This is a genomic window from Tardiphaga sp. (assembly GCF_044336785.1).
In the GTDB taxonomy this organism is placed as follows: Bacteria; Pseudomonadota; Alphaproteobacteria; order Rhizobiales; family Xanthobacteraceae; genus Tardiphaga.
The window spans coordinates 1-20,016 of sequence record NZ_JBIIOT010000045.1 but is presented as its reverse complement, the minus strand read 5'-3'; the positions used below and the strand labels follow the sequence as shown (position 1 = coordinate 20,016).

Genomic DNA, 20,016 nt, shown 5'->3' with positions numbered 1-20,016 from the left:
TCACCATGAGGGGTGGAGTTACTTCTTGTAAATATCCTTATACGTCTCGCGCAGCACGTTCTTCTGCACCTTGCCCATCGTATTGCGCGGCAGGTCGTCCACGAAGATCACGCGCTTCGGCATCTTGAATTTGGCGATCTGGCCATCGAGCGCCTTGATCACCGAAGCCTCATCCAGCGCCGTCTTCTTGTCACTCACCACCACGGCCGTGACACCCTCGCCGAAATCCGCATGCGGCACGCCGATCACGGCGCTTTCCACCACGCCCGGCATGGCGTCAATCTCGCTTTCGATTTCCTTGGGATACACATTGAAGCCGCCGGAGATCACCAGATCCTTGCCGCGACCGAGAATGTGCACATAGCCCTTGGCGTCGATCTTGCCGAGATCGCCGGTGATGAAGAAACCATCGTCGCGGAATTCCGACTTGGTCTTTTCCGGCATCCGCCAATAGCCCTTGAACACATTCGGGCCCTTCACTTCGATCATGCCGATGGTGTCTTTCTCGAACTCCTTCCCGGTTTCCGGATCGGTGACGCGCACGGACACGCCGGGCAGCGGGAAGCCGACCGCACCCGGCACGCGCTCGCCGTCATAGGGGTTCGAGGTGTTCATGTTGGTTTCGGTCATGCCGTAACGCTCGAGCACCGCGTGGCCGGTGCGCGCAAACCATTCGCGATGCGTATCGGCCAGCAGCGGTGCCGAGCCTGAAATGAACAGCCGCATATGGCTGCAGGTATCCTTCGACAGGTTCGGCGACTGCAGCAGTCGCGTATAGAACGTCGGCACACCCATCAGCACGGTGGACCGCGCCATCAGCTGGATGATGCGCTCGGGATCGAGCTTCGGCAGGAAGATCATCGCCGCGCGCGAGAATAGCGTGACATTGCTCGCAACGAACAGGCCGTGCGTGTGATAGATCGGCAGCGCGTGGATCAGCACGTCGTCCTTGCTGAAGCGCCAGTAATCGACGAGCGAGAGCGAATTGGATGCGAGATTATCGTGGCTCAGCATCGCGCCCTTGGAGCGGCCTGTCGTCCCCGACGTGTAGAGGATTGCGGCGAGATCGTCATCGCCACGCGCGATCGTGGCGAAGTCCGGTTTTTCTTTCTCGGCCGCATCCGTCAGCGAGCCCTTGCCATCCGCGCCGAGCGTCTCGACCTTCGCGCCAACCTTGGCGGCAATGGCTTCGATGCCGTCCTTCTTCGACGGATCGCAAACGATCAGCGACGGCTCGGCATCGGTGATGAAGTAATCGAGCTCGTTCAGCGTATAGGCCGTGTTGAGCGGAAGATAGACCGCGCCGGCACGCACCGTTGCGAGATACAGGACAAGGCCCGGCACCGACTTCTCGGTTTGTGCTGCAACGCGGTCGCCCGGCTTCACGCCGCGCGATACCAGCACATTTGCCATCTGCCCCGCCAGGCCGATCAGATCGCCGTAGCTGATATGCGCGCCCTCCGGCGTCTCGATAGCGAGGCGCTTCGGATCTTCAAGGTTGTCGAACAGGCGGGAGAACAGATTCATGTCAGGATCACGCACGGTTATGAGGAGCCCAGACAATCGCACCTATGAGAGACCTGCGATTGCGTCAAATTGTCCGGCTTCTTACCAAGATCGGCCCCTCTTGCGCAACGCGCGCGCGAACGCGGCGCGTGCTGGAAAGTTTCAAAGGCCGTGAAAAATATAGGCTGAAACTGGCCTGTTTAGCTCCCGTAGCTCGGACATCGACGACGCATCGACCTCCACTTCGGGCCTCGTCGAAAGCCTCTTTCATCGTGCCGGTGCATGTGCATCCGGCCGCCCAAGAACAACCGGGAGACGATCCATGTCCAAGCGTATTGCACTTCTGTCGGCCGTCGCATTCAGCACCCTCGCCATCACCGGCGCCGTGCTTGCTCCGGCCCAGGCCAAAGACAAGATGATGAAGTCTGAAATGTCGGGCGAGAAGACCGTGATGGTCGGCGGCGCGCCGATGTATCCGTCGAAGAACATCGTCGAGAACGCGGTCAATTCGAAGGACCACACCACGCTGGTCGCCGCCGTGAAGGCTGCCGGCCTCGTCGACACGCTCGCCGGCCCGGGCCCGTTCACCGTATTCGCGCCGACCAATGCCGCTTTCGGCAAGCTGCCGAAGGGCACCGTCGAGACCCTGGTGAAGCCTGAGAACAAGGCGACGCTGACCAAGATCCTCACCTATCATGTGGTGCCGGGCAAGCTGAACGCCGCTGACCTTCAGGACGGCCAGAAACTCACCACCGTGGAAGGCGAGCAGCTGACGGTGAAGAAGTCGGGCGGCAAGGCCATGATCGTCGATGCCAAGGGTGGTTCGTCCACCATCACGATCCCCGACGTGAACCAGTCGAACGGCGTCATTCACGTCATCGACACTGTCGTGATGCCGAAGGCGTAAACAGTCCAGGAACCACAATCACGCGCGCATCCTGCACCCCCAACCGGGCTGCGTGCGCTGACAGAGAGCGAGCCGGGGCAACCTGGCTCGCTTTTTTGTGATCACCGGGATAAATCCGCTCACGCGGTGGTTTATGTGACAAACGTAACGATTGCCGATCCCCGCCGTAATGTCGGGACAGGCCCAGACCACGGATTACGCCATGTCCAGCATCGCTGCCGATCACGAACGCACCGAACCCGCCGGCACCACCACAGCCAAGGTGATCCAGCCGGCCTGGGTGCGTGTACTGCACTGGATCAATGCAGTCGCCATGGTGATCATGATCATGTCGGGCTGGCAGATCTACAATGCCTCGCCGCTGTTCGGCTTCGTGTTTCCGCCCAGCGTGACGCTTGGTGGATGGCTTGGCGGCGGCATCATGTGGCACCTCGCCGGCATGTGGCTGCTGGTGATCAACGGCCTGCTCTATGTGACGCTGGGCTTCATCACCGGGCGCTTCCGCAGAAAGCTGCTGCCGATCTCCGCATCGGGCGTGATCGATGACACCAAGGCCGCGCTGACCGGCAAGCTCTCGCATGCCGATCTCTCCACCTATAACCAGGTGCAGAAGCTGCTTTATGCCGGGATCCTGATTGTCGGCGCTCTCATCGTGCTGTCCGGCCTCGCGATCTGGAAGCCGGTCCAGTTTCAATATCTCACGGCGATCTTCGGCGGCTACGATGCCGCGCGCTATGTGCATTTCGTGATGATGGCGTCCATTGTCGGCTTCCTCGTCATCCATGTGGCGCTGGCGCTGCTGGTGCCGAAGAGCCTGCGCGCGATGATCATCGGACGCTGAGGAGCCAATCATGCTGAAGAAAATGCGCTCGCTCATCATCCCCGGCGTCGACAAGCAGCTGCTGGTCAAGGACGCCGTGAAGCTGATGCCTGATCTGTCACGCCGCCGCTTCATCGCTTCCGGCGCGAGCTTCGGCGCGCTGACGCTGCTGACCGGCTGCAACGTCTCGGACAGCCTCTCCGCGGACAACCTGCTGACCCATATCTCCAAGTTCAACGACATGGTGCAGGCCAAGATCTTCAATCCGAATGTGCTGGCGCCGACCTATGCCGAGAAGGATGTGCGCCGCCCCTTCCCGTTCAACGGCTTTTACTCGGAAGACGAAGCCCCGCAGATCGACGGCAAGGAGTGGAAGCTCGAGGTGTCCGGCCTCGTCGACAACAAGAAATCATGGACACTGGACGAACTGACCAAGCTGCCTGAAGTCTCGCAAATCACACGCCACATCTGCGTCGAGGGCTGGAGCGCCATCGGCTCATGGCAGGGCACGCCGCTGCGCGATTTCCTGAAACTGATCGGTGCGGACACGAACGCGAAATGGGTGCATTTCCGCTGCGCCGAGGATTATTACACCTCGCTCGATATGCCGACCGCGTTACATGCGCAGACGCAAATGACGTTCAAGTTTGATAATAAGACCCTGCCGCAGTCGCTCGGTTTTCCCATGAAAGTCCGGGTGCCCACCAAGCTCGGTTTCAAGAACCCGAAATATGTGACGTCGCTCGAAGTGACGAATGACTACAAGGGCGGCTATTGGGAAGACCAGGGATATAATGATTTTAGCGGGAGCTAGGCTCCATCCCTCATGGTGAGGAGGCGCGAAGCGTCGTCTCGAACCATGAGCTAGCATGGCGCAGAGATTGCGGCCATCCTTCGAGACGCGCGCGGGAGCGCGCTCCTCAGGATGAGGATGGAGATGAATGGCTGAGCTCCTGCTGAAACGCCGACATCACCGCGCCCACCGCGAGTGTCGCCGCTGATACCACCAGCGCCGAGGTCAAACTTCCCGTCGCGTCCGAAATCGCGCCCACCGCGATCGGGCCCATCGTCTGCCCGATACCGAACACGATGGTCACCACCGCGATCGCTTTCGGCCAGGTCTCCTTCGGATAGTTGAAGCGCACGAAGGCTGTCGTTGCAGCGACGACGGCAAAGAATGACACACCAAACACTGCGGCCGATACACCAAGCACCAGCGGCGAATGGCCGAGCAATGGCATCGCCGCGCCCACCGCATTGGTACCGAGAATGATCGCCATCGCCCGCCCGCTCTGGCCCCGCGCCAGCACGCCGCGCCACAGCCATGGCGAGGCAAATGAGCTCGCCCCGATCACGCACCAGAATGCGCTCTGCGCGACCGCGCTGCCGCCGCCGTCACGCACATAGGCGATCATGAAGGTCATGTAGGCGATATAGCCGGCGCCGAACATGAAATAGGCGATGAGGAAAATCCACATCGGCCGGATCGCGACGGCAGGCGCAGCCTGGGTCGAGGTGCCTTCGCTGGCATCCACCAGCTTCCGCAGCAGCGGCAGGCCCATCACCACCGAGACGAGGCCGATCACGAGCCAGACGATCCACCACGAGCCCGCGCCAACCCCCTGCAACACAAAGGGGGCGATCAGGCCGGACACCAGAATGCCGATGCCAGGCCCGGCATAGAAGAGGCTGAGCAGATAGGACGACCGCTCCGGATGTTTCAGCCCGATGGTTGCCGCCAGCGCACCACCGGCCACGAAGGAAATTGCTGCGCCAAATCCGGTGACGAAACGGGCGATACTCAGCAGCGTGAAATCCGCCGTGACGCCGCACAGCAGCAGCGACGCGATACAGGCGACGGTGCCGAGCTGGAGCACCGCAAACAGGCCGTAGCGCTTGCCGAGGCCTGCTGCGGCGAGTGCGCCGAGCAGATAGCCGGCGGCATTGACGGTATTCATGAAGCCCGCGGCCGAATAGGACCATTGCAGGCTGTCGCGCATATCCGGCAGCACCAGCGAATAGACGAAGCGGCCGATGCCAAGGCCGATGGCCGGTGCAAGCGACAAAGCAAGGATCAGCAACGCCGGATTGCGGCGCGAAAGCGAAGTGTCGGTCAAAGTCAGGCGTCTCCCGGACGCACTGTCGCAGCTTTCGCAGCGCTTGCAATCGACGCGTGCAGCAAGGCTGTCTTGCCAATATGGCAATGACGGCTTAGCACTCGCCCGAAATTCGATGGTCAGAGAAGGAAACGATCATGGCGGCGCATAAACTGCTGGTTCTCCCCGGCGACGGTATCGGTCCGGAAGTGATGGCGGAGGTGACGCGCCTGATCGACTGGCTGGATGCCCAGGGCATCGCCAAATTCGACACAGAGACCGGCCTCGTCGGCGGCGCATCCATCGATGCCGACGGCCTGCCGATCACCGACGCCACCATGGCCAAGGCCGACGCAGCCGACGCCATCATCTTCGGCGCCATCGGCGGTCCGAAGTGGGACGGCGTGGCTTACGAGAACCGCCCGGAAGCCGGCCTGCTGCGCCTGCGAAAGGATCTCGGCCTGTTCGCCAATCTGCGCCCGGCGGTCTGCTATCCCGCGCTCGCGGATTCCTCGAGCCTGAAGCGCGAGGTGGTCGAGGGCCTCGACATCATGATCGTGCGCGAGCTCACCGGCGGTGTCTATTTCGGGGAGCCGAAGACCATCACCGATCTCGGCAACGGCCAGAAGCGCGCCATCGATACCCAAGTCTACGACACCTATGAGATCGAGCGCATCGCCCGCGTCGCCTTCGACCTGGCCCGCAAGCGCCAGAACAAGGTGACCTCAATGGAGAAGCGCAACGTCATGAAGTCCGGCGTGCTGTGGAACGAGGTCGTGACGCAGGTGCATGGCCGCGAATACAAGGACGTCACGCTGGATCACCAGCTCGCGGATTCCGGCGGCATGAATCTGGTGAAGTGGCCGAAGCAGTTCGACGTCATCGTCACCGACAACCTGTTCGGCGACATGCTGTCGGATATCGCAGCGATGCTGACCGGCTCGCTGGGCATGCTGCCGTCGGCCTCGCTCGGCGAAGTCGATAGCAAGACCGGCAAGCGCAAGGCGATGTATGAGCCGGTGCATGGTTCAGCGCCGGACATTGCGGGCCAGGGCAAAGCCAATCCGCTGGCGATGATCGCCTCCTTCGGCATGGCGCTGCGCTATTCGCTGGATCTCGGCGATCTCGCCGACAAGGTCGATCAGGCGATTGCGGCCGTGCTGGCGAAGGGTTTGCGCACGGCCGATCTGAAGTCGGAAGGCGCGACGATCATCTCGACGGCGCAGATGGGTGAGGCTGTGCTCGCTGAACTGCAGGCGCTGTACAAGTAAGAAGACAAGTGGGCCTCATGGTGAGGAGCCCGCCTCTTGCGGGCATCTCGAACCATGGGGCGGGTCGCTCGCTTGCGGCCATCCTTCGCGACGCGGTCGAAGACGACCGCTCCTCAGGATGAGGGCAGAGTTTACGAGTTGCTCCCCTAAAACAAAAATGCCCGGCTCGCGCCGGGCATTTTCGTATCTCTCGCTTTCGCGCCGTTCTCAATAATACGGGATCGGAATGCGGTTCGGATAACCACCGAGATCGTAGTCGCTATACAGCGGCTGGCGATCGATCGGGCGGTTCAGGTTCTGCGTGCCGAAAGACGGACCGGGCGGATAGGCGTAATCGGTGAACTTGCGGTCGCCGGGCAGCACTTCGGTGCCGGCATCGAGCCAGGAACGGCGCGAGATATAGACACGGGTACGCGGGCCCTGCTGGTAGGACACGTTCGGGCCACGCGGGCCGTAATTGTAACGGCCGCTATCGACGGTGACCTGCTTGCGCTTCTTGGTCTGGGTCTGGGCATCGGCCGGGGTCGCAAAGCCGATGGTGATGACGGCAGCCGCCGCGAGCAGTGCACCGGTCAGTTTGGCGGCGGAGAATTTCAAGGTCATCTAGTCCTCTTGGCACTCTGATTCTTCGTCAAGAATCGCATTTCGCAAGTTCCCGGCAATTTAGCTGGCCGGATGGCAGCCCTACAAGGTCTAACCGGCCACACCTTGGGAGAATAATTCGCGGTGTGGCCGAATGTTGCATGCATTCCAAGGTCTTGGTCGCAGCATCGTCACAGGCTGCCCCGCAAAAGCGGGTTCTGGGCGCCGGTGACCCAATCCGAACCGGCCGCAGACAATGCCGGGCCGCTCGCACAGCCCGTCCGCTTCAGTTCGGCATGGGCGAACAATTCTGCAAGCTTCGGTTCGCCGCCGGCCGTCAAAAGCATGAGACGGTCGAGCATGCAGGCGACAGCCGCGCGGCGCGCCGGCAAGCCTTCGCCCTGGCAGGAAAAGCCGGAAATGCGGAGATTTTCCGCATCCAGATTGCGGGTGAAGCCGAGGCAGCGCTTGGCATCCTGGCGGCGATCCGCAAAGCCGAACAGCGCCACCGGGCCGAATTTGCTGTCGATGATCCCCTCGCCCACCGTTTCGCGCGGGCCGCTCGGGTCCATCCTCAGAGCAACGTCAGCAACAGAGGTGTCTTCCAGAGCTTCGCCGCCGAGACGATAGAGTTCGAGCTCGGCAAGTGGCCGTCCTTCAGCCGGCATCCAGCGCAAGACGTCCTTGCGGCCGCCAGCGGGATGCCGCTGGATTTCATAAGCTGCTGTAATTCCTGCCACATCCGCCTGCCGGACGGCGAAGGCGGGATACGAGCGATCGGCCACCGTCCAACCGGGCTTTGCAACCGCAGCCGGCGTCCAGTCCAGCTCCAGATGCTGGAATGCGGCCACTGCAGCCATGGCAAGCAGCGCCAGACAGCCCATATAGGCAAGCATGCGTCCGGCCACGGCCGTGCATTCGTCGGCGAAGCTATACACCGCCGGGCGGAAGTCGAATTCGCGCTCGCGGTTGTGGGCTGTCGGATTTGAACGCATCAAGGCACTGAGGACGCTTACAACGTTGTGTTTGCGTGATTTCTCGCATAGAAGCGCTCGCGCTTCGGTTTCCGCGGATGGCGGATCGAAGGCATTTTTCTTCGGAGAGTGAACGATGGGTTACAAAGTCGCGCTGGTCGGAGCGACCGGCAATGTCGGGCGTGAAATGCTCAGCATCCTGGACGAACGTAAATTCCCCGCTGACGAGGTCGTGGCGCTTGCGTCGCGCCGCAGCATGGGCGTTGAGGTTTCCTTCGGCGACAAAACCCTGAAATGCAAAGACCTCGCGACCTACGACTTCAGCGATGTCGATATCTGCCTGATGTCGGCCGGCGGAGCCGTGTCCAAGGAATGGTCGCCGAAGATCGGCGCAGCCGGTGCCGTGGTCATCGACAATTCGTCGACCTGGCGCATGGACCCCGACGTGCCGCTGATCGTGCCGGAAGTGAACGCCGCGGCGATCGATGGCTTCTCGAAGAAGAACATCATCGCAAACCCGAACTGCTCGACTGCGCAGCTCGTGGTGGCGCTGAAGCCGCTGCATGACAAGGCGACCATCAAGCGCGTGGTGGTCTCGACCTATCAGTCGGTGTCGGGCGCCGGCAAGGATGCGATGGACGAGTTGTTCTCGCAGACCAAGGCCGTCTACACCAATGCCGAACTGGTCAATACCAAATTCCCGAAGCGTATCGCCTTCAACGTGATCCCGCAGATCGACGTGTTCATGGAAGACGGCTACACCAAGGAAGAGTGGAAGATGATGATGGAGACCAAGAAGATTCTTGATCCCAAAATCAAAATGTCCGCGACCTGCGTGCGCGTGCCGGTGTTTGTCGGTCATTCCGAAGCGGTCAATATCGAATTCGAGAATCCGATCTCGGAAGACGAAGCCCGCGACATCCTACGCAATGCGCCGGGTTGCCTCGTGATCGACAAGCGCGAACCCGGTGGCTACGTCACGCCTTACGAGGCGGCCGGCGAAGACGCGACCTATATCAGCCGCATCCGCACCGATGCGACCGTCGATAACGGTCTCGTTCTGTGGTGCGTCTCGGACAACCTGCGCAAGGGCGCGGCACTCAATGCCGTGCAGATCGCGGAAAGCCTGATCAACCGCAAGCTGATCACCGCCAAGAAGAAGGCGGCCTAAGCAACTGATGTCGGAGCCGACTCAAGAAGAAGCTGAATCGGCTCCGCGTCGTTCGCATCCCCTGCTCAGGGGGATCGAGCTGATCATCGAGCATGTGTTGTTCAACAGCCGTTGGCTGATGGCGCCGTTCTATCTCGGCCTCGTCATCGCCCTCGTCGCGCTGCTCTACAAATTCGGCGTCACACTCGTCGAATTCGTGCTGCATACCCCGACCGCCAAAGAGACCGACACGATCCTGGGCGTGCTGAGCCTGATCGATCTGTCGCTCACCGGCAATCTGATCCTGATCGTCGTATTTTCCGGCTACGAGAATTTCGTCTCGCGCATCGATCCGCGCAACCATCCGGACTGGCCGGAATGGATGACCAAGGTCGATTTCGCCGGACTGAAGCAGAAGCTGCTGGCTTCCATCGTCGCCATCTCGGCGATCCAGGTGCTCAAGGCCTTCATGAATCTGGATGGCGTGTTCGAGCCGCAGAAACTCGGCTGGCTCGCGGGGATTCATCTGCTGTTCGTGGTGTCAGCACTGCTGCTGGCGCTGTCGGATCGCTGGAATACCGATGATCACGACGGCAAGAAGGACAACAAGAAGTAGGCTTGTCATCGCCCGGCTTGACCGGGCGATCCAGTAAACTCAGTCCGTGCGGTGTCTACTGGGTCACCCGATCAAGTCGGGTGACGACAGCGGGGCTTCTCTGCCCCACCATTCACCCCGCCGACTTTGCCTGCCCGACCGGCTTGAACACCTTCTCGACCTTGTCCAGCACCGACAGCGAACCGATGGCGACGCCGAAATAGGCGCCGTGCAGCAAGAGATCGCCGGCATCGACGCGCTTTTTCACGAAGGGGAAGCTCATCAGGTTTTCGAGGCTGCGGAACACCGCGGCCTTTTCGATCCGCGTGACGAAATCCTGCATCGACTCGTGATCGCGGATTTCCACGGTTTCGCCGGGCTTGGTGAACATCGACATCCAGCGGCCGATGAAATCGCCCGGCGATAACGGCGCGGCCTTATCGACGAACGCACGGATACCACCGCATTGCGCGTGGCCAAGCACCACGATGTGTTTCACCTTCAGCACCTGCACCGCATATTCCAGCGCGGCCGAGACGCCGTGGGCATTGCCGTCGGGCTGATAGGGCGGCACCAGATTGGCGATGTTGCGCACCACGAACAATTCGCCGGGCGACGCATCGAAGATGACCTCCGGCGACACGCGCGAGTCGCAACAGCCGATCACCATCACTTCCGGGAACTGGCCCTTCTCGGACAATTCGCGAAAGCGCGACTGTTCTGTGGGCAGGCGCTCCGATGCAAAAGTCTGGTAGCCGGCGATAAGTTGCTGCGGGAATGTTGCGGTCATGTTGTGCCTCGTGGGTTCACACGGATAACCATAGCACGCAGCTGCGAACAAGCCTTCCGGACGCCAATCTGAGATGCTATCGCGGTTGCCAAGCCCATAAGCAGACACCGTTTTCGAGGGAACAACGCCATGATCCGCCCGCGCCGCAGCCATTTGTTCATGCCCGGCTCCAATCCGCGTGCGCTGGAAAAGGCGCGGACCGTGGCGGCCGACGGCATCATTCTGGATCTCGAAGACGCCGTGGCGCCGGATTCCAAAGGCACCGCGCGCGACGCCATCGCCGAAACGCTGGGCAAAGGCGGTTTCGGCAAGCGCGAAATGCTGGTCCGCATCAATGCGCTGGATTCACCCTGGTGGATCGACGACGTCGCGATGGCTGCCAAGGCCAAGCCCGACGGCATTCTGGTGCCGAAGGTGTCCAGCATCGAGGATCTCAATGCGGTGGCGGATCGTCTCAGCGATCTCAATGCCGACATGTCGATCAAGGTCTGGGCGATGATCGAGACCTCGCGGGCGATCCTGCATGTGGAAGAACTCGCCGCCTGCTCCAGGGATGCGGAAGTGCGTCTCGCCGGCTTCGTGTGGGGCCCCAATGACATCGCGCGCGAGACACGCATCCGGATGACGCCCGGCCGCGCATCGATGCTCGGCATGATCACCCAATGCGTGCTGGCCGCACGGCTTTACGGCCTCGACATCCTCGACGGGCCCTACAGCAATTTCAACGACAATGAAGGCTTCATCGCCGAGGCCGAACAGGGCCGCGACATCGGCTTCGACGGCAAGACGCTGATTCATCCCGCGCAGATCGACGCCAGCAACAAGGTGTTCACGCCGCCGGCGGACGAAGTCGCACAGGCGCGGCGCATCATCGCGGCCTTCGAACAGCCGGAAAATGCGAGCCGCGGCGCGATCCAGATGGACGGCAAAATGGTCGAGCGCCTGCATGCGGAGATGGCGAAGCGGACGATTGCGATCGCGGACGCGATCGCAGCGATGGGGTGAGGCTTTCTTCTCCCTCCCCCAAGCGGCGAAGCCGCGCAGCGGGGAGGGTGGATCGAAGCGAGCGTTCAGTGAGCTTTGAGACGAGTGGGGTGCTTCCCCAAACTCCGACGTCACGTGGGGAGAGACCCCACCCGGCGCTACGCGCCACCCTCCCCATTCGCTTCGCTCCGGGGAGGGAGGCCATTAACGCCTCAGCTCACGCCCAGGCGCGCTCGCTCTTCAGCTTCTCTTCATACCCATCGATGGAGGTCTTCTTTTCCATCGTCAGACCGATATCGTCGAGGCCGTTGATCAGGCAGTGCTTGCGGAACGGGTCGATCTCGAACTTCACCGTGCCGCCATCGGGGCCGCGGATCTCCTGGTTCGGCAGATCGATGGTGACGATGGCATTGGCGCCGCGCTCGGCATCGTCGAACAGCGCGTCGAGATCGGTCTGCGAGACGCGGATCGGCAGCACGCCGTTCTTGAAGCAGTTGTTGTAGAAAATGTCGCCGAACGAGGTCGAGATCACGCAACGGATGCCGAAATCCAGCAGCGCCCACGGCGCGTGCTCGCGCGACGAACCGCAACCGAAATTGTCGCCGCCCACCAGGATCTTCGCCTGGCGATAGGCCGGCTTGTTGAGCACGAAATCCGGATTCTCGCTGCCATCGTCATTGTAGCGGGCATCCGCGAAAAGACCCTTGCCGAGGCCGGTGCGCTTGATGGTCTTCAGATACTGCTTCGGGATGATCATGTCGGTATCGACATTGATCACCTTCATCGGAGCTGCGACGCCTTCCAGCGTGGTGAACTTGTCCATGAGCGTGTCCTCGGAATTGAGCGCGCTTTTTAGCGCGGGAGGGCGGGCGCTCCAAGCGGCATTTCTGCAGTGCTGGGATCGGGTTAGCCTAAGCCCCTCATCCTGAGGAGCCGCGCAGCGGCGTCTCCCAGCGAATGGCGCAGCCATTCGCAAGGGATGGCCGCAGGCTCGGAGCCTGGCCAGTTCATGGTTCGAGACGGCGCGGAAGGCGCGCCTCCTCACCATGAGGGGGAGCCTAGTCCGTCACCTGCGCCTCGATGGCCTCCATGTCGTCGTCCGAGAGGCCGAAATGGTGGCCGATTTCGTGGACCAGGACGTGGCGGACGATATGGCCGAGGGTTTCGTCATGCTCGGCCCAATAATCCAGGATCGGGCGGCGATACAGCCAGATCATGTTGGGCATCTGGCCGGAGATCTCCTGCGACTGGAACGGCAGGCCAACGCCCTGGAACAGCCCGAGCAGGTCGAATTCGGTTTCGGCCTGTAGCTCCTCCAGCACCTCATCGGTGGGGAAATCATCGACACGGATGATCACACCCGCACAGAGCTTGCGGAAATCCTCCGGCAGGACGGCGAGCATGGCATGGGCCATCTCTTCCATTTCGGCGAGGTCGGGAGCTTTTGCCTGATGCCACATGGGTTCCTGTCTAGCCGATCCGGCTTTGTTGGCAAGGCGTCCGCAGCGGTTGACGCGACCGCCTCAATCAGAGACTTTGCGGCGAGAAAACGACGGCAGTTTGGGGCGTAGCATGCGGATCATGACAGCAACTTTGGCAGTGGCGACACTGGCCCTCGGCAGCCTGTCGATGGACGGCGCCACAGCGCAGACCACGCCGTCTGCCAAGCGCTCGACCGACATCTCGGCCCAAAGCAGCAGCGCCCGCCCGCGCGTGCGCATCTATCGCGACGACGACACCCGCGGCGTCTATCCCCGCTACAATCCCGGCCCGAACGCCGTGCGCGATTGCACGGCGCAACTCGTGCAGGAGCATCGCCCGAGCGGTACCGTGATCGTGCCACGCACGAATTGCTACTGGCGCCGCGGCTAAGCACAGGCATCGCAGCTTCACGTCGCGCGCAGAACCAAGCGCAACCATGCTTGTGCGCGCGCATTTCAATCCCTTCGTTCCCCATTCTGCGACCAAAAACCGTGCGGCATATCGCGCGGCTTATATTCATTTCGCGTTCACCTCCCGAGACCTAGCGTCATCACATGGGCAATGAACCCATGCAGCGTGCACGTTCAGATGCCCGCGGAATTAGGAGAGAACACGTGAACTTGAAAAAGCTATTCGGCCTTGCCGCCATTGCAGGCCTGATGTTCGTGGCCGCGCCGGCGCAGCAGGCGAACGCGGTCTCGCTCAACAATCCGGGCGTTGCGGCCACGGTGCAGGGGGCCGGTGAAGGCCTGACCACCCAGGTGCAGTATCGTCACCATCATCGTCACGGCTATCGCCACCACCATGTGCGCCGTCACCATGGCTGGCATCGTCCGCACCATGTGCGCCGCCATCACGGCTGGCATCGTCCGCACTTCCATCATCATCGCCGCCACCACCACTGGCGCTAACGAGATCGCGCGATGTGGAGCCATTCCACATCGCGCATTTCACCGCGTCCCCTTGTCGCGGGAAATCGAAGCACTTTGAAACGTTATGCGATCAAGGCGACGACAAAAGAGACTTCAACGAGGACAATCATGAAGACATGGGTAGGCGCAGCTCTGATGGCTGCTACTGTGACACTCGGCGGTACATTCGCAGCAGCGCCTGCGCTGGCCGCAACGCCCGCGAAGGCTGCCGCACAGAACAAGGCGCCGCTAACGGACTTCAGCTCGCAGCATCGCCACTGGCACGGCCACCGCCATCATCACTTCGGCCACCGCCACTGGGGACACCATCGCCACTTCGGCCACCGGCACTATGGCTATCGCCCCTATTACGGACCGCGTTATGGCTACGGCTATCGGCCGGTCTATCGCTCTTATTACGGCCCGGCCTATTACGGCGGCGGCTATGGATATCGGCCCTATGGTTATCGCCCTTACGGCGCCTATGGCTATGGACCGGGCATCGGCTTCGGCGGCGGCCCGCTCAGCGTCGGCTTCTCGTTTGGCCGCTGGTAAGAACAGCATATCGCAAAGCGATCATCGCGGGCGCCTTCACGGCGCCCGTTTCATTTTGACGCGCTCATTCATGGCGCGTTCAGATCACCGCTCCTAGTTTTCGTGCCAAGGGCACACCAGTCACGCACGGCCACCGCTCGCAGATCACGATCTGCGGCAACGCTTATCCGTGCGTCGATGACACCTTCGGGAGGGTGATTTCGATGAAACCAGATCGCGTGTCTACAATCCGAAACGTCGTGACGCGCTCGCTCGGCATCGCTGCGGCAGCGGGCGTGATGTTGTCGCTTGCGCCTGCCGCGCACGCGCTATCGCTGAGCAATCCCGGCATGGCACCCGCCGCTAAACAGGCGCGCGACGCGCTCACCACCGAGGTCCAGCATCGCGGCCATGGCGGCGGCGGATTTCGCGGTGGCGGGGGTTTCCGCGGTGGTGGCGGAGGCTTTCATGGAGGAGGATTTCGCGGCGGCGGGCATGCATTCCACGGAGGCGGGTTTCGCGGCGGAGGCTTTCGCGCAGCCGCGCCAGCTTTCCGCGGCGGCGGCTTCCAGCATCGTCCCGCTTTCGCCGGCGGCGGGTTTCGACGCGGACCTGCATTTCACGGCGGCGGCATCCGCTATGGCGGACCGGCCTTCGCGCGCCGCAGCTTCTACGCCCCGGCCTATTATGGCCATCGCCGTCACGTCCATCGCCACCGTTACTTCGCGCCGCGCTACTATGGCTATGCCGGACCCCGCTACTATTCGTATGGTCCGCGCTATTACGGCCCTCGCCGTTTCTGCCGCGTGATCTGGACCTATTACGGCCCGCGAAAGATCTGCCGCTATCGCCCGTGGCACCATCGCCACTGGCATCATCGGCGGCACTTCAATGTGTATTGGTGAGCTGGAGCCGTAGGGCGGATGAGCGAAGCGTCATCCGCCGGCCAGGCGCGCAGCTGAAACTCCGCGGCGGATGACGCCTTCGGCTCATCCGCCCTCCTCACTACGGGTCGAGCTGAAATGCCTCGAAGCGATGCAGCTCTTCCTCAATGCGCCGCTTCCATTCTTTTCGCGGCGCTTTCTTTTCCGCGCCCTCGCCCACCCAGCTCCACTGCTGCATCAGCAGTTTCTTATTCTGCCGATCAGTCTTGAGATCGATCGCCGCGACGATCTTGTCGTCCACCAGGACCGGCAACGCGAAATAGCCAAGCTTGCGTTTGTCCTTCGGCACATAGGCCTCGAAGCGATGATCGTGACCGAAGACGAGATGTGCGCGCTTGCGCTGAATGATCAGCGGGTCAAATGGCGATAACAGATGCACGAGACCATGCGGCGCGGTCTCGCTTGCTTCGATGCTATCAGGCGTCGCCCAATGCTCCTGCTTGCCGGCGCCTTCAAGTGCGACCGGCATCAACTCCCTGCGCTTCATGCGCGCCTCGATGATCTTTCGCACGCCGGCCTTGCTCGGCGCATCGAGATGACAGATCGAATCGAGACTGACGATGCCTTGCGACCGCAGCGCCCGATCGAGCAGATAGGCGAAGCACTCGTTACCCGTTGCAGCCTTTGGCAAACTCTTCAAATCAAAATGGCGCAACAGGAGATCATAGGTTTTCAGCATGCCCGTGCGTTCGGAGACCGTGAGATGGCCCTCAAAAAACGCCAGTTGCAGCGCGCGCTTCGACGGCTTGCGGCTGGCCCATTCATGATCCTTCTCGCGCAGAACATCGTCATCGATGTCACGAATCGATAGCGGCCCTGATTTCGCCAGCCGCATCACCTTGCGCTTGTCTGCCGGCGTCACGGTTGCGCACCAGTCATGACCATTGGCGCGATAATATTTCATGTCCGGCACGAAGAAGCGCAGATCGGCGGCTGGCACGTAAGCCAGCGCGTGGGTCCAGTATTCGAACACGCTCTTGTCGATGGACTGCGCCTGCTTCAGATCGCTGCGTTTGTAGTTCGGAATCCGCGCAAACAGGATGTGATGATGACTACGCTCGATGACATTGATGGTGTCGATCTGCACATAGCCGAGATGCTGCACGGCCCGCGCGACGGCATCAGCGCCCTCACCGAACGGCGCGCGCTCATCCAGCCGCTGCGCCCGCAGCCAGACGCGGCGGGCGTGAGTCTGGTCCATGGCGATCGGCTGGGTGGGTGAGCGCGGCATTTGCAAAGCGTGTGGTGGCGATGGACGCTGCGCGTTCCTATATGGAACCAAGAGCAGCGTCTTGAGCAGGAAGGGTTCGACCTTGAACAAACCAGAGTCCGCCATCGAGACGCAACTCGAAAAGAGGGCGCGGGTCGCGCGCGACGGCAAAGTGGCGATGGACGAGCATGCGGCACGCGTCGCCTTTGTCGCCAACAACACCGAAAAGCTGCGGGCATTGCGGCTGGCCAAGGAGGCCGCCGATCGCGCCGAGGCGCTTGCCAATCCGCCACCGCCCAAGGTCAAACGCATACGCAAGGCGAAGACGGCGGCCTGAACGATGTCGCCGCGTGCATTGCGGCGGCAAACTCAAGATTCATCCAGACATAAAAAAGCGCCCCGCCGTTTCCAGCGGGACGTTCCTCAGGCCTTCGTTTCAGTACATCCGTGAAACGCTTGCCGCGTCAGCTTATGCCAGCGAGAGATTCTCAGCGCTGACCTTGCCACGCATCTTATCGGTCTTCAGCTCGAAATTGACCTGCTGGCCTTCATTCAGGCCGCTGAGGCCCGCACGCTCGACGGCGCTGATGTGAACGAACACATCCTTGCTGCCATCGCTCGGCTGAATGAAACCAAAGCCCTTGTCGCTGTTGAACCACTTCACGGTACCGGTCGCCATAACACTTCTCCAAGAAACAATCGGCCGATTTGTGTGCATCAACGCGATGCCGGCTACGACTGTGTGTTGTTCCACACGACCTCCGTGCGGAACTATCCAATCTCAGCGAAGTCTTGGGCGAAGGGCTGCTTGTGCAGCTATCGGCGAAGTCAGAGCCGTCAAATCGAATATGTCGGCACCATAGAGCAATCCACGGGAAATACAAGCGCCGCGCTAGCTGCCATGGAATGTTCGCACATGGGTTGTTTTCGTGGCAACACGCATCACTATCGTGTCAACGAAAACGGCCCGTCGAAGCGGGCCGTTTTGTTAGTTCATGCTGCGGTGGCCATTAATGCCACTCGCGGATATCGACGAAGTGGCCCGCGATCGCTGCTGCTGCGGCCATGGCCGGCGACACCAGATGGGTGCGGCCCTTGTGGCCCTGGCGACCTTCGAAATTGCGGTTCGAGGTGGCGGCACAGCGCTCTTCAGGACGCAGCTTGTCCGGATTCATCGCCAGGCACATGGAGCAGCCGGGCTCACGCCATTCAAAGCCGGCCTTGATGAAGATCTTGTCGAGACCCTCGGCTTCCGCCTGCTCCTTCACCAGACCGGAGCCCGGCACGATCATGCCCGACACATTGCCGTTGATGGTTTTGCCCTCGATCATCTTCGCGGCGGCGCGCATGTCCTCGATGCGGCCATTGGTGCAGGAGCCGATGAAGACGCGGTCGATCTTGATGTCGGTGATTTTCGTGCCGGCGGTCAGGCCCATATAGGCCAGCGCGCGCTCCTTGGAGAGACGCTTGGCTTCATCGGCAATGTCAGCCGGGTTCGGCACCTTGCCGGCGATCGAGATGACGTCCTCAGGCGAGGTGCCCCAGGTGACGATCGGCGGCAGTTTGGCGGCGTCGAGACGGATCTCGTGATCGAAATGCGCGCCTTCGTCGGTGCGCAGCGTATTCCAATAGGCCACGGCCTTGTCCCACAACTCGCCCTTCGGCGACATCGGGCGGCCCTTCAGGAATTCATACGCCACGTCGTCCGGCGCGATCAGGCCGGCGCGGGCGCCGCCTTCGATGGACATGTTGCAGACCGTCATGCGGCCTTCCATCGACAGCGAACGGATCGCCTCGCCCGCATATTCCAGCACATAGCCGGTGCCGCCGGCGGTGCCGATTTCGCCGATGATGGCCAGGATGATGTCCTTGGCGGTGACACCGTCCGGCAGCTTGCCATCGACGACGGCGCGCATGTTTTTCGCTTTCTTCTGGATCAGCGTCTGCGTCGCCAGAACATGCTCGACTTCCGACGTACCGATACCATGCGCGAGCGCACCGAAGGCGCCATGCGTCGATGTGTGGCTATCGCCGCAAACCACCGTCGTGCCGGGCAGCGTAAAGCCCTGCTCGGGGCCGATGACATGGACGATGCCCTGGCGCTTGTCGAACTCGTTGTAATATTCGATGCCGAATTCGCGGACGTTTTCCGCCAGCGTGCGGATCTGCTCGGCGCTTTCCGGATCGGGATTGGGCTGCGTGCGATCGGTGGTCGGCACGTTGTGATCGACGACGGCAAGCGTCTTCGACGGCGCATGCACCTTGCGGCCGGCGGCGCGCAGGCCTTCGAACGCCTGTGGCGAGGTCACTTCATGCACCAGATGGCGATCGATATAGAGCAGGCAGGTGCCGTCATCGGCTTGCTCGACGACGTGGTCGTCCCAGATCTTGTCGTACAAAGTGGTCGGCTTGGATGTTGTCATTTTGATTGAGCCTGACTTGGAAATTTCGGACCAGTCGCGCGCTGCTGAATGATGTGCCGCTTGGGCGGCGCAAGGCGTGCAACTGAAAGCAAACGGCTTAACGCGTGAGATTGCTCACGCGCTTCTAAGCGCACCCACGATCGAGGTCGTGAAGCGACCAAAGAAACGACCGGGCAAGCGGCTGTGATCGTCGATGACGATGCGCAAGGCGTGCTGGTGCAGGTCTAGAAACATTCCAGTCATATAGCATCGAGAAAACGCAACGCCAATGCGACAGAGGTATGCCGCACCAGCACAACAAAAAAGCGCGGCTTGCGCCGCGCTTTTCCGAAATCCTGAAATCTTCGCGCGAGGCGACAGATTACTCGGCGGCGGCAGCTGCCGCGACCTTCTTGGCCGGGCGCTCGGTCTTCTTCTCGGTGATGCGGGCCGACTTGCCGCGCAGATCGCGCAGGTAATACAGCTTGGCGCGACGCACCTTGCCGCGGCGCACGACCTTGATCGAGTCGATCATCGGGGAGAGCAGCGGGAACACGCGCTCGACACCCTCGCCATACGAAATCTTGCGCACGGTGAAGCTCTCATTGATGCCACCGCCGTTACGGCCGATGCAGACGCCTTCATAGGCCTGCACGCGGGAACGCTCGCCTTCGACAACCTTCACGTTGACGATGACGGTGTCGCCCGGACCGAATTCCGGAATCGACTTGGTTGCGGAAAGGCGATCGAACTGCTCTTTTTCGAGCGTCTGAATGATGTTCATCGAAATCTCCATCGGCGGCGCGCCCAGACGTCGGCGCGGGCTGCGCTCGAAACTCTTACCCTGCCAGTGCACGG

23 protein-coding genes are annotated in these 20,016 nt (G+C 61.5%); 12 read left to right on the top strand and 11 right to left on the bottom strand.

What is annotated here, in order from left to right:
• Nucleotides 1-18: 18 nt before the first annotated feature.
• Nucleotides 19-1,527: a malonyl-CoA synthase gene (locus ACIQ2A_RS14515; protein ID WP_398480279.1), complete on the bottom strand. Its 1,509-nt coding sequence runs from the start codon at nucleotides 1,525-1,527 to the stop codon at nucleotides 19-21.
• Nucleotides 1,528-1,828: 301 nt separating this feature from the next.
• Here ACIQ2A_RS14515 and ACIQ2A_RS14510 point away from each other — a divergent pair, with 301 nt between their 5' ends.
• From ACIQ2A_RS14510 to ACIQ2A_RS14500, 3 genes are all read left to right on the top strand, one after another.
• Entirely contained in the window at nucleotides 1,829-2,413 is a 585-nt protein-coding gene (locus tag ACIQ2A_RS14510) for a fasciclin domain-containing protein (protein ID WP_398480277.1), read from the top strand.
• Nucleotides 2,414-2,615: 202 nt separating this feature from the next.
• Nucleotides 2,616-3,254, top strand: a complete 639-nt coding sequence (locus ACIQ2A_RS14505; RefSeq protein WP_398480275.1) for a cytochrome b/b6 domain-containing protein — start codon at nucleotides 2,616-2,618, stop codon at nucleotides 3,252-3,254.
• A 10-nt stretch (nucleotides 3,255-3,264) separates the two neighbouring features.
• Nucleotides 3,265-4,047, top strand: a complete 783-nt coding sequence (locus tag ACIQ2A_RS14500; protein ID WP_398480273.1) for a molybdopterin-dependent oxidoreductase — start codon at nucleotides 3,265-3,267, stop codon at nucleotides 4,045-4,047.
• A gap of 106 nt (nucleotides 4,048-4,153) precedes the next feature.
• Here the strand turns inward: ACIQ2A_RS14500 and ACIQ2A_RS14495 are convergent, their stop codons facing one another.
• The gene (locus ACIQ2A_RS14495) at nucleotides 4,154-5,356 is read right to left on the bottom strand and encodes a YbfB/YjiJ family MFS transporter (RefSeq protein WP_398480319.1); all 1,203 of its coding nucleotides are present in this window, start codon (nucleotides 5,354-5,356) and stop codon (nucleotides 4,154-4,156) included.
• Nucleotides 5,357-5,487: 131 nt separating this feature from the next.
• On the opposite strand from ACIQ2A_RS14495, the gene leuB reads away from it, so the two are divergent.
• Nucleotides 5,488-6,600, top strand: coding sequence for a 3-isopropylmalate dehydrogenase (leuB, locus tag ACIQ2A_RS14490; RefSeq protein WP_398480271.1), 1,113 nt, complete (start codon nucleotides 5,488-5,490; stop codon nucleotides 6,598-6,600).
• 207 nt (nucleotides 6,601-6,807) lie between these two features.
• Here the strand turns inward: leuB and ACIQ2A_RS14485 are convergent, their stop codons facing one another.
• Both ACIQ2A_RS14485 and ACIQ2A_RS14480 read right to left on the bottom strand, forming a co-directional pair.
• Nucleotides 6,808-7,203 (bottom strand): hypothetical protein, encoded by a 396-nt coding sequence (locus ACIQ2A_RS14485; protein WP_398480269.1) that lies wholly within the window; start codon nucleotides 7,201-7,203, stop codon nucleotides 6,808-6,810.
• Nucleotides 7,204-7,373: 170 nt separating this feature from the next.
• Nucleotides 7,374-8,177: a hypothetical protein gene (locus ACIQ2A_RS14480; RefSeq protein WP_398480267.1), complete on the bottom strand. Its 804-nt coding sequence runs from the start codon at nucleotides 8,175-8,177 to the stop codon at nucleotides 7,374-7,376.
• Between the two features lie 115 nt (nucleotides 8,178-8,292).
• Between ACIQ2A_RS14480 and ACIQ2A_RS14475 the strand changes: the two genes are divergently transcribed.
• Nucleotides 8,293-9,327 carry an aspartate-semialdehyde dehydrogenase gene (locus ACIQ2A_RS14475; protein WP_398480264.1) on the top strand — a complete coding sequence of 345 codons (1,035 nt, stop codon included), beginning with the start codon at nucleotides 8,293-8,295 and terminating at the stop codon, nucleotides 9,325-9,327.
• A 7-nt stretch (nucleotides 9,328-9,334) separates the two neighbouring features.
• Nucleotides 9,335-9,922, top strand: coding sequence for a TIGR00645 family protein (locus tag ACIQ2A_RS14470; protein WP_398480262.1), 588 nt, complete (start codon nucleotides 9,335-9,337; stop codon nucleotides 9,920-9,922).
• Between the two features lie 112 nt (nucleotides 9,923-10,034).
• On the opposite strand, the gene ACIQ2A_RS14465 is transcribed toward ACIQ2A_RS14470, so the two are convergent.
• Nucleotides 10,035-10,691 (bottom strand): carbonic anhydrase, encoded by a 657-nt coding sequence (locus ACIQ2A_RS14465; RefSeq protein ID WP_398480260.1) that lies wholly within the window; start codon nucleotides 10,689-10,691, stop codon nucleotides 10,035-10,037.
• 129 nt (nucleotides 10,692-10,820) lie between these two features.
• On the opposite strand from ACIQ2A_RS14465, the gene ACIQ2A_RS14460 reads away from it, so the two are divergent.
• Nucleotides 10,821-11,696 carry an HpcH/HpaI aldolase/citrate lyase family protein gene (locus ACIQ2A_RS14460; RefSeq protein ID WP_398480258.1) on the top strand — a complete coding sequence of 292 codons (876 nt, stop codon included), beginning with the start codon at nucleotides 10,821-10,823 and terminating at the stop codon, nucleotides 11,694-11,696.
• A gap of 196 nt (nucleotides 11,697-11,892) precedes the next feature.
• On the opposite strand, the gene leuD is transcribed toward ACIQ2A_RS14460, so the two are convergent.
• Nucleotides 11,893-12,498: a 3-isopropylmalate dehydratase small subunit gene (gene leuD, locus ACIQ2A_RS14455; RefSeq protein ID WP_398480256.1), complete on the bottom strand. Its 606-nt coding sequence runs from the start codon at nucleotides 12,496-12,498 to the stop codon at nucleotides 11,893-11,895.
• Nucleotides 12,499-12,733: 235 nt separating this feature from the next.
• Entirely contained in the window at nucleotides 12,734-13,135 is a 402-nt protein-coding gene (locus ACIQ2A_RS14450) for a metallopeptidase family protein (protein WP_398480254.1), read from the bottom strand.
• Between the two features lie 121 nt (nucleotides 13,136-13,256).
• Between ACIQ2A_RS14450 and ACIQ2A_RS14445 the strand changes: the two genes are divergently transcribed.
• The 4 genes from ACIQ2A_RS14445 to ACIQ2A_RS14430 all read left to right on the top strand — a co-directional run bounded on the left by ACIQ2A_RS14445 (nucleotide 13,257) and on the right by ACIQ2A_RS14430 (nucleotide 15,507).
• Nucleotides 13,257-13,547, top strand: coding sequence for a hypothetical protein (locus tag ACIQ2A_RS14445; RefSeq protein ID WP_398480252.1), 291 nt, complete (start codon nucleotides 13,257-13,259; stop codon nucleotides 13,545-13,547).
• Between the two features lie 224 nt (nucleotides 13,548-13,771).
• Nucleotides 13,772-14,068: a hypothetical protein gene (locus tag ACIQ2A_RS14440; protein WP_398480250.1), complete on the top strand. Its 297-nt coding sequence runs from the start codon at nucleotides 13,772-13,774 to the stop codon at nucleotides 14,066-14,068.
• Nucleotides 14,069-14,197: 129 nt separating this feature from the next.
• Nucleotides 14,198-14,623, top strand: coding sequence for a hypothetical protein (locus ACIQ2A_RS14435; protein ID WP_398480248.1), 426 nt, complete (start codon nucleotides 14,198-14,200; stop codon nucleotides 14,621-14,623).
• A 239-nt stretch (nucleotides 14,624-14,862) separates the two neighbouring features.
• Nucleotides 14,863-15,507 (top strand): hypothetical protein, encoded by a 645-nt coding sequence (locus ACIQ2A_RS14430; protein ID WP_398480246.1) that lies wholly within the window; start codon nucleotides 14,863-14,865, stop codon nucleotides 15,505-15,507.
• A 100-nt stretch (nucleotides 15,508-15,607) separates the two neighbouring features.
• Here the strand turns inward: ACIQ2A_RS14430 and ACIQ2A_RS14425 are convergent, their stop codons facing one another.
• Entirely contained in the window at nucleotides 15,608-16,777 is a 1,170-nt protein-coding gene (locus ACIQ2A_RS14425; protein WP_398480244.1) for a winged helix-turn-helix domain-containing protein, read from the bottom strand.
• Between ACIQ2A_RS14425 and ACIQ2A_RS14420 the strand changes: the two genes are divergently transcribed.
• The gene (locus tag ACIQ2A_RS14420; RefSeq protein ID WP_398480323.1) at nucleotides 16,746-17,093 is read left to right on the top strand and encodes a hypothetical protein; all 348 of its coding nucleotides are present in this window, start codon (nucleotides 16,746-16,748) and stop codon (nucleotides 17,091-17,093) included. The genes ACIQ2A_RS14425 and ACIQ2A_RS14420 overlap by 32 nt on opposite strands.
• Nucleotides 17,094-17,225: 132 nt before the next feature.
• Here ACIQ2A_RS14420 and ACIQ2A_RS14415 read toward each other — a convergent pair whose 3' ends face one another.
• From ACIQ2A_RS14415 to rplS, 3 genes are all read right to left on the bottom strand, one after another.
• Complete coding sequence (locus ACIQ2A_RS14415; protein WP_398480242.1) at nucleotides 17,226-17,435, bottom strand: cold-shock protein; 210 nt, start codon at nucleotides 17,433-17,435, stop codon at nucleotides 17,226-17,228.
• Nucleotides 17,436-17,766: 331 nt separating this feature from the next.
• On the bottom strand, nucleotides 17,767-19,179 hold the full coding sequence (gene leuC, locus ACIQ2A_RS14410; RefSeq protein ID WP_398480240.1) for a 3-isopropylmalate dehydratase large subunit: 1,413 nt from the start codon (nucleotides 19,177-19,179) through the stop codon (nucleotides 17,767-17,769).
• A 361-nt stretch (nucleotides 19,180-19,540) separates the two neighbouring features.
• Complete coding sequence (gene rplS / locus ACIQ2A_RS14405; RefSeq protein WP_398480317.1) at nucleotides 19,541-19,942, bottom strand: 50S ribosomal protein L19; 402 nt, start codon at nucleotides 19,940-19,942, stop codon at nucleotides 19,541-19,543.
• Nucleotides 19,943-20,016 lie beyond the last annotated feature (74 nt).

Bases quoted from the DNA above. Each gene is read 5' to 3' on its own strand.
- ACIQ2A_RS14415 (WP_398480242.1), bottom strand. From the start codon at position 17,435: ATGGCGACCGGTACCGTGAAGTGGTTCAACAGCGACAAGGGCTTTGGT.
- ACIQ2A_RS14510 (WP_398480277.1), top strand. From the start codon at position 1,829: ATGTCCAAGCGTATTGCACTTCTGTCGGCCGTCGCATTCAGCACCCTC.
- leuD (WP_398480256.1), bottom strand. From the start codon at position 12,498: ATGGACAAGTTCACCACGCTGGAAGGCGTCGCAGCTCCGATGAAGGTG.
- ACIQ2A_RS14480 (WP_398480267.1), bottom strand. From the start codon at position 8,177: ATGCGTTCAAATCCGACAGCCCACAACCGCGAGCGCGAATTCGACTTC.
- ACIQ2A_RS14435 (WP_398480248.1), top strand. From the start codon at position 14,198: ATGAAGACATGGGTAGGCGCAGCTCTGATGGCTGCTACTGTGACACTC.
- ACIQ2A_RS14460 (WP_398480258.1), top strand. From the start codon at position 10,821: ATGATCCGCCCGCGCCGCAGCCATTTGTTCATGCCCGGCTCCAATCCG.
- ACIQ2A_RS14485 (WP_398480269.1), bottom strand. From the start codon at position 7,203: ATGACCTTGAAATTCTCCGCCGCCAAACTGACCGGTGCACTGCTCGCG.
- ACIQ2A_RS14475 (WP_398480264.1), top strand. From the start codon at position 8,293: ATGGGTTACAAAGTCGCGCTGGTCGGAGCGACCGGCAATGTCGGGCGT.
- ACIQ2A_RS14470 (WP_398480262.1), top strand. From the start codon at position 9,335: ATGTCGGAGCCGACTCAAGAAGAAGCTGAATCGGCTCCGCGTCGTTCG.
- rplS (WP_398480317.1), bottom strand. From the start codon at position 19,942: ATGAACATCATTCAGACGCTCGAAAAAGAGCAGTTCGATCGCCTTTCC.
- ACIQ2A_RS14500 (WP_398480273.1), top strand. From the start codon at position 3,265: ATGCTGAAGAAAATGCGCTCGCTCATCATCCCCGGCGTCGACAAGCAG.
- leuB (WP_398480271.1), top strand. From the start codon at position 5,488: ATGGCGGCGCATAAACTGCTGGTTCTCCCCGGCGACGGTATCGGTCCG.
- ACIQ2A_RS14465 (WP_398480260.1), bottom strand. From the start codon at position 10,691: ATGACCGCAACATTCCCGCAGCAACTTATCGCCGGCTACCAGACTTTT.
- ACIQ2A_RS14420 (WP_398480323.1), top strand. From the start codon at position 16,746: ATGGCGATCGGCTGGGTGGGTGAGCGCGGCATTTGCAAAGCGTGTGGT.
- ACIQ2A_RS14505 (WP_398480275.1), top strand. From the start codon at position 2,616: ATGTCCAGCATCGCTGCCGATCACGAACGCACCGAACCCGCCGGCACC.
- leuC (WP_398480240.1), bottom strand. From the start codon at position 19,179: ATGACAACATCCAAGCCGACCACTTTGTACGACAAGATCTGGGACGAC.
- ACIQ2A_RS14445 (WP_398480252.1), top strand. From the start codon at position 13,257: ATGACAGCAACTTTGGCAGTGGCGACACTGGCCCTCGGCAGCCTGTCG.
- ACIQ2A_RS14425 (WP_398480244.1), bottom strand. From the start codon at position 16,777: ATGCCGCGCTCACCCACCCAGCCGATCGCCATGGACCAGACTCACGCC.
- ACIQ2A_RS14450 (WP_398480254.1), bottom strand. From the start codon at position 13,135: ATGTGGCATCAGGCAAAAGCTCCCGACCTCGCCGAAATGGAAGAGATG.
- ACIQ2A_RS14515 (WP_398480279.1), bottom strand. From the start codon at position 1,527: ATGAATCTGTTCTCCCGCCTGTTCGACAACCTTGAAGATCCGAAGCGC.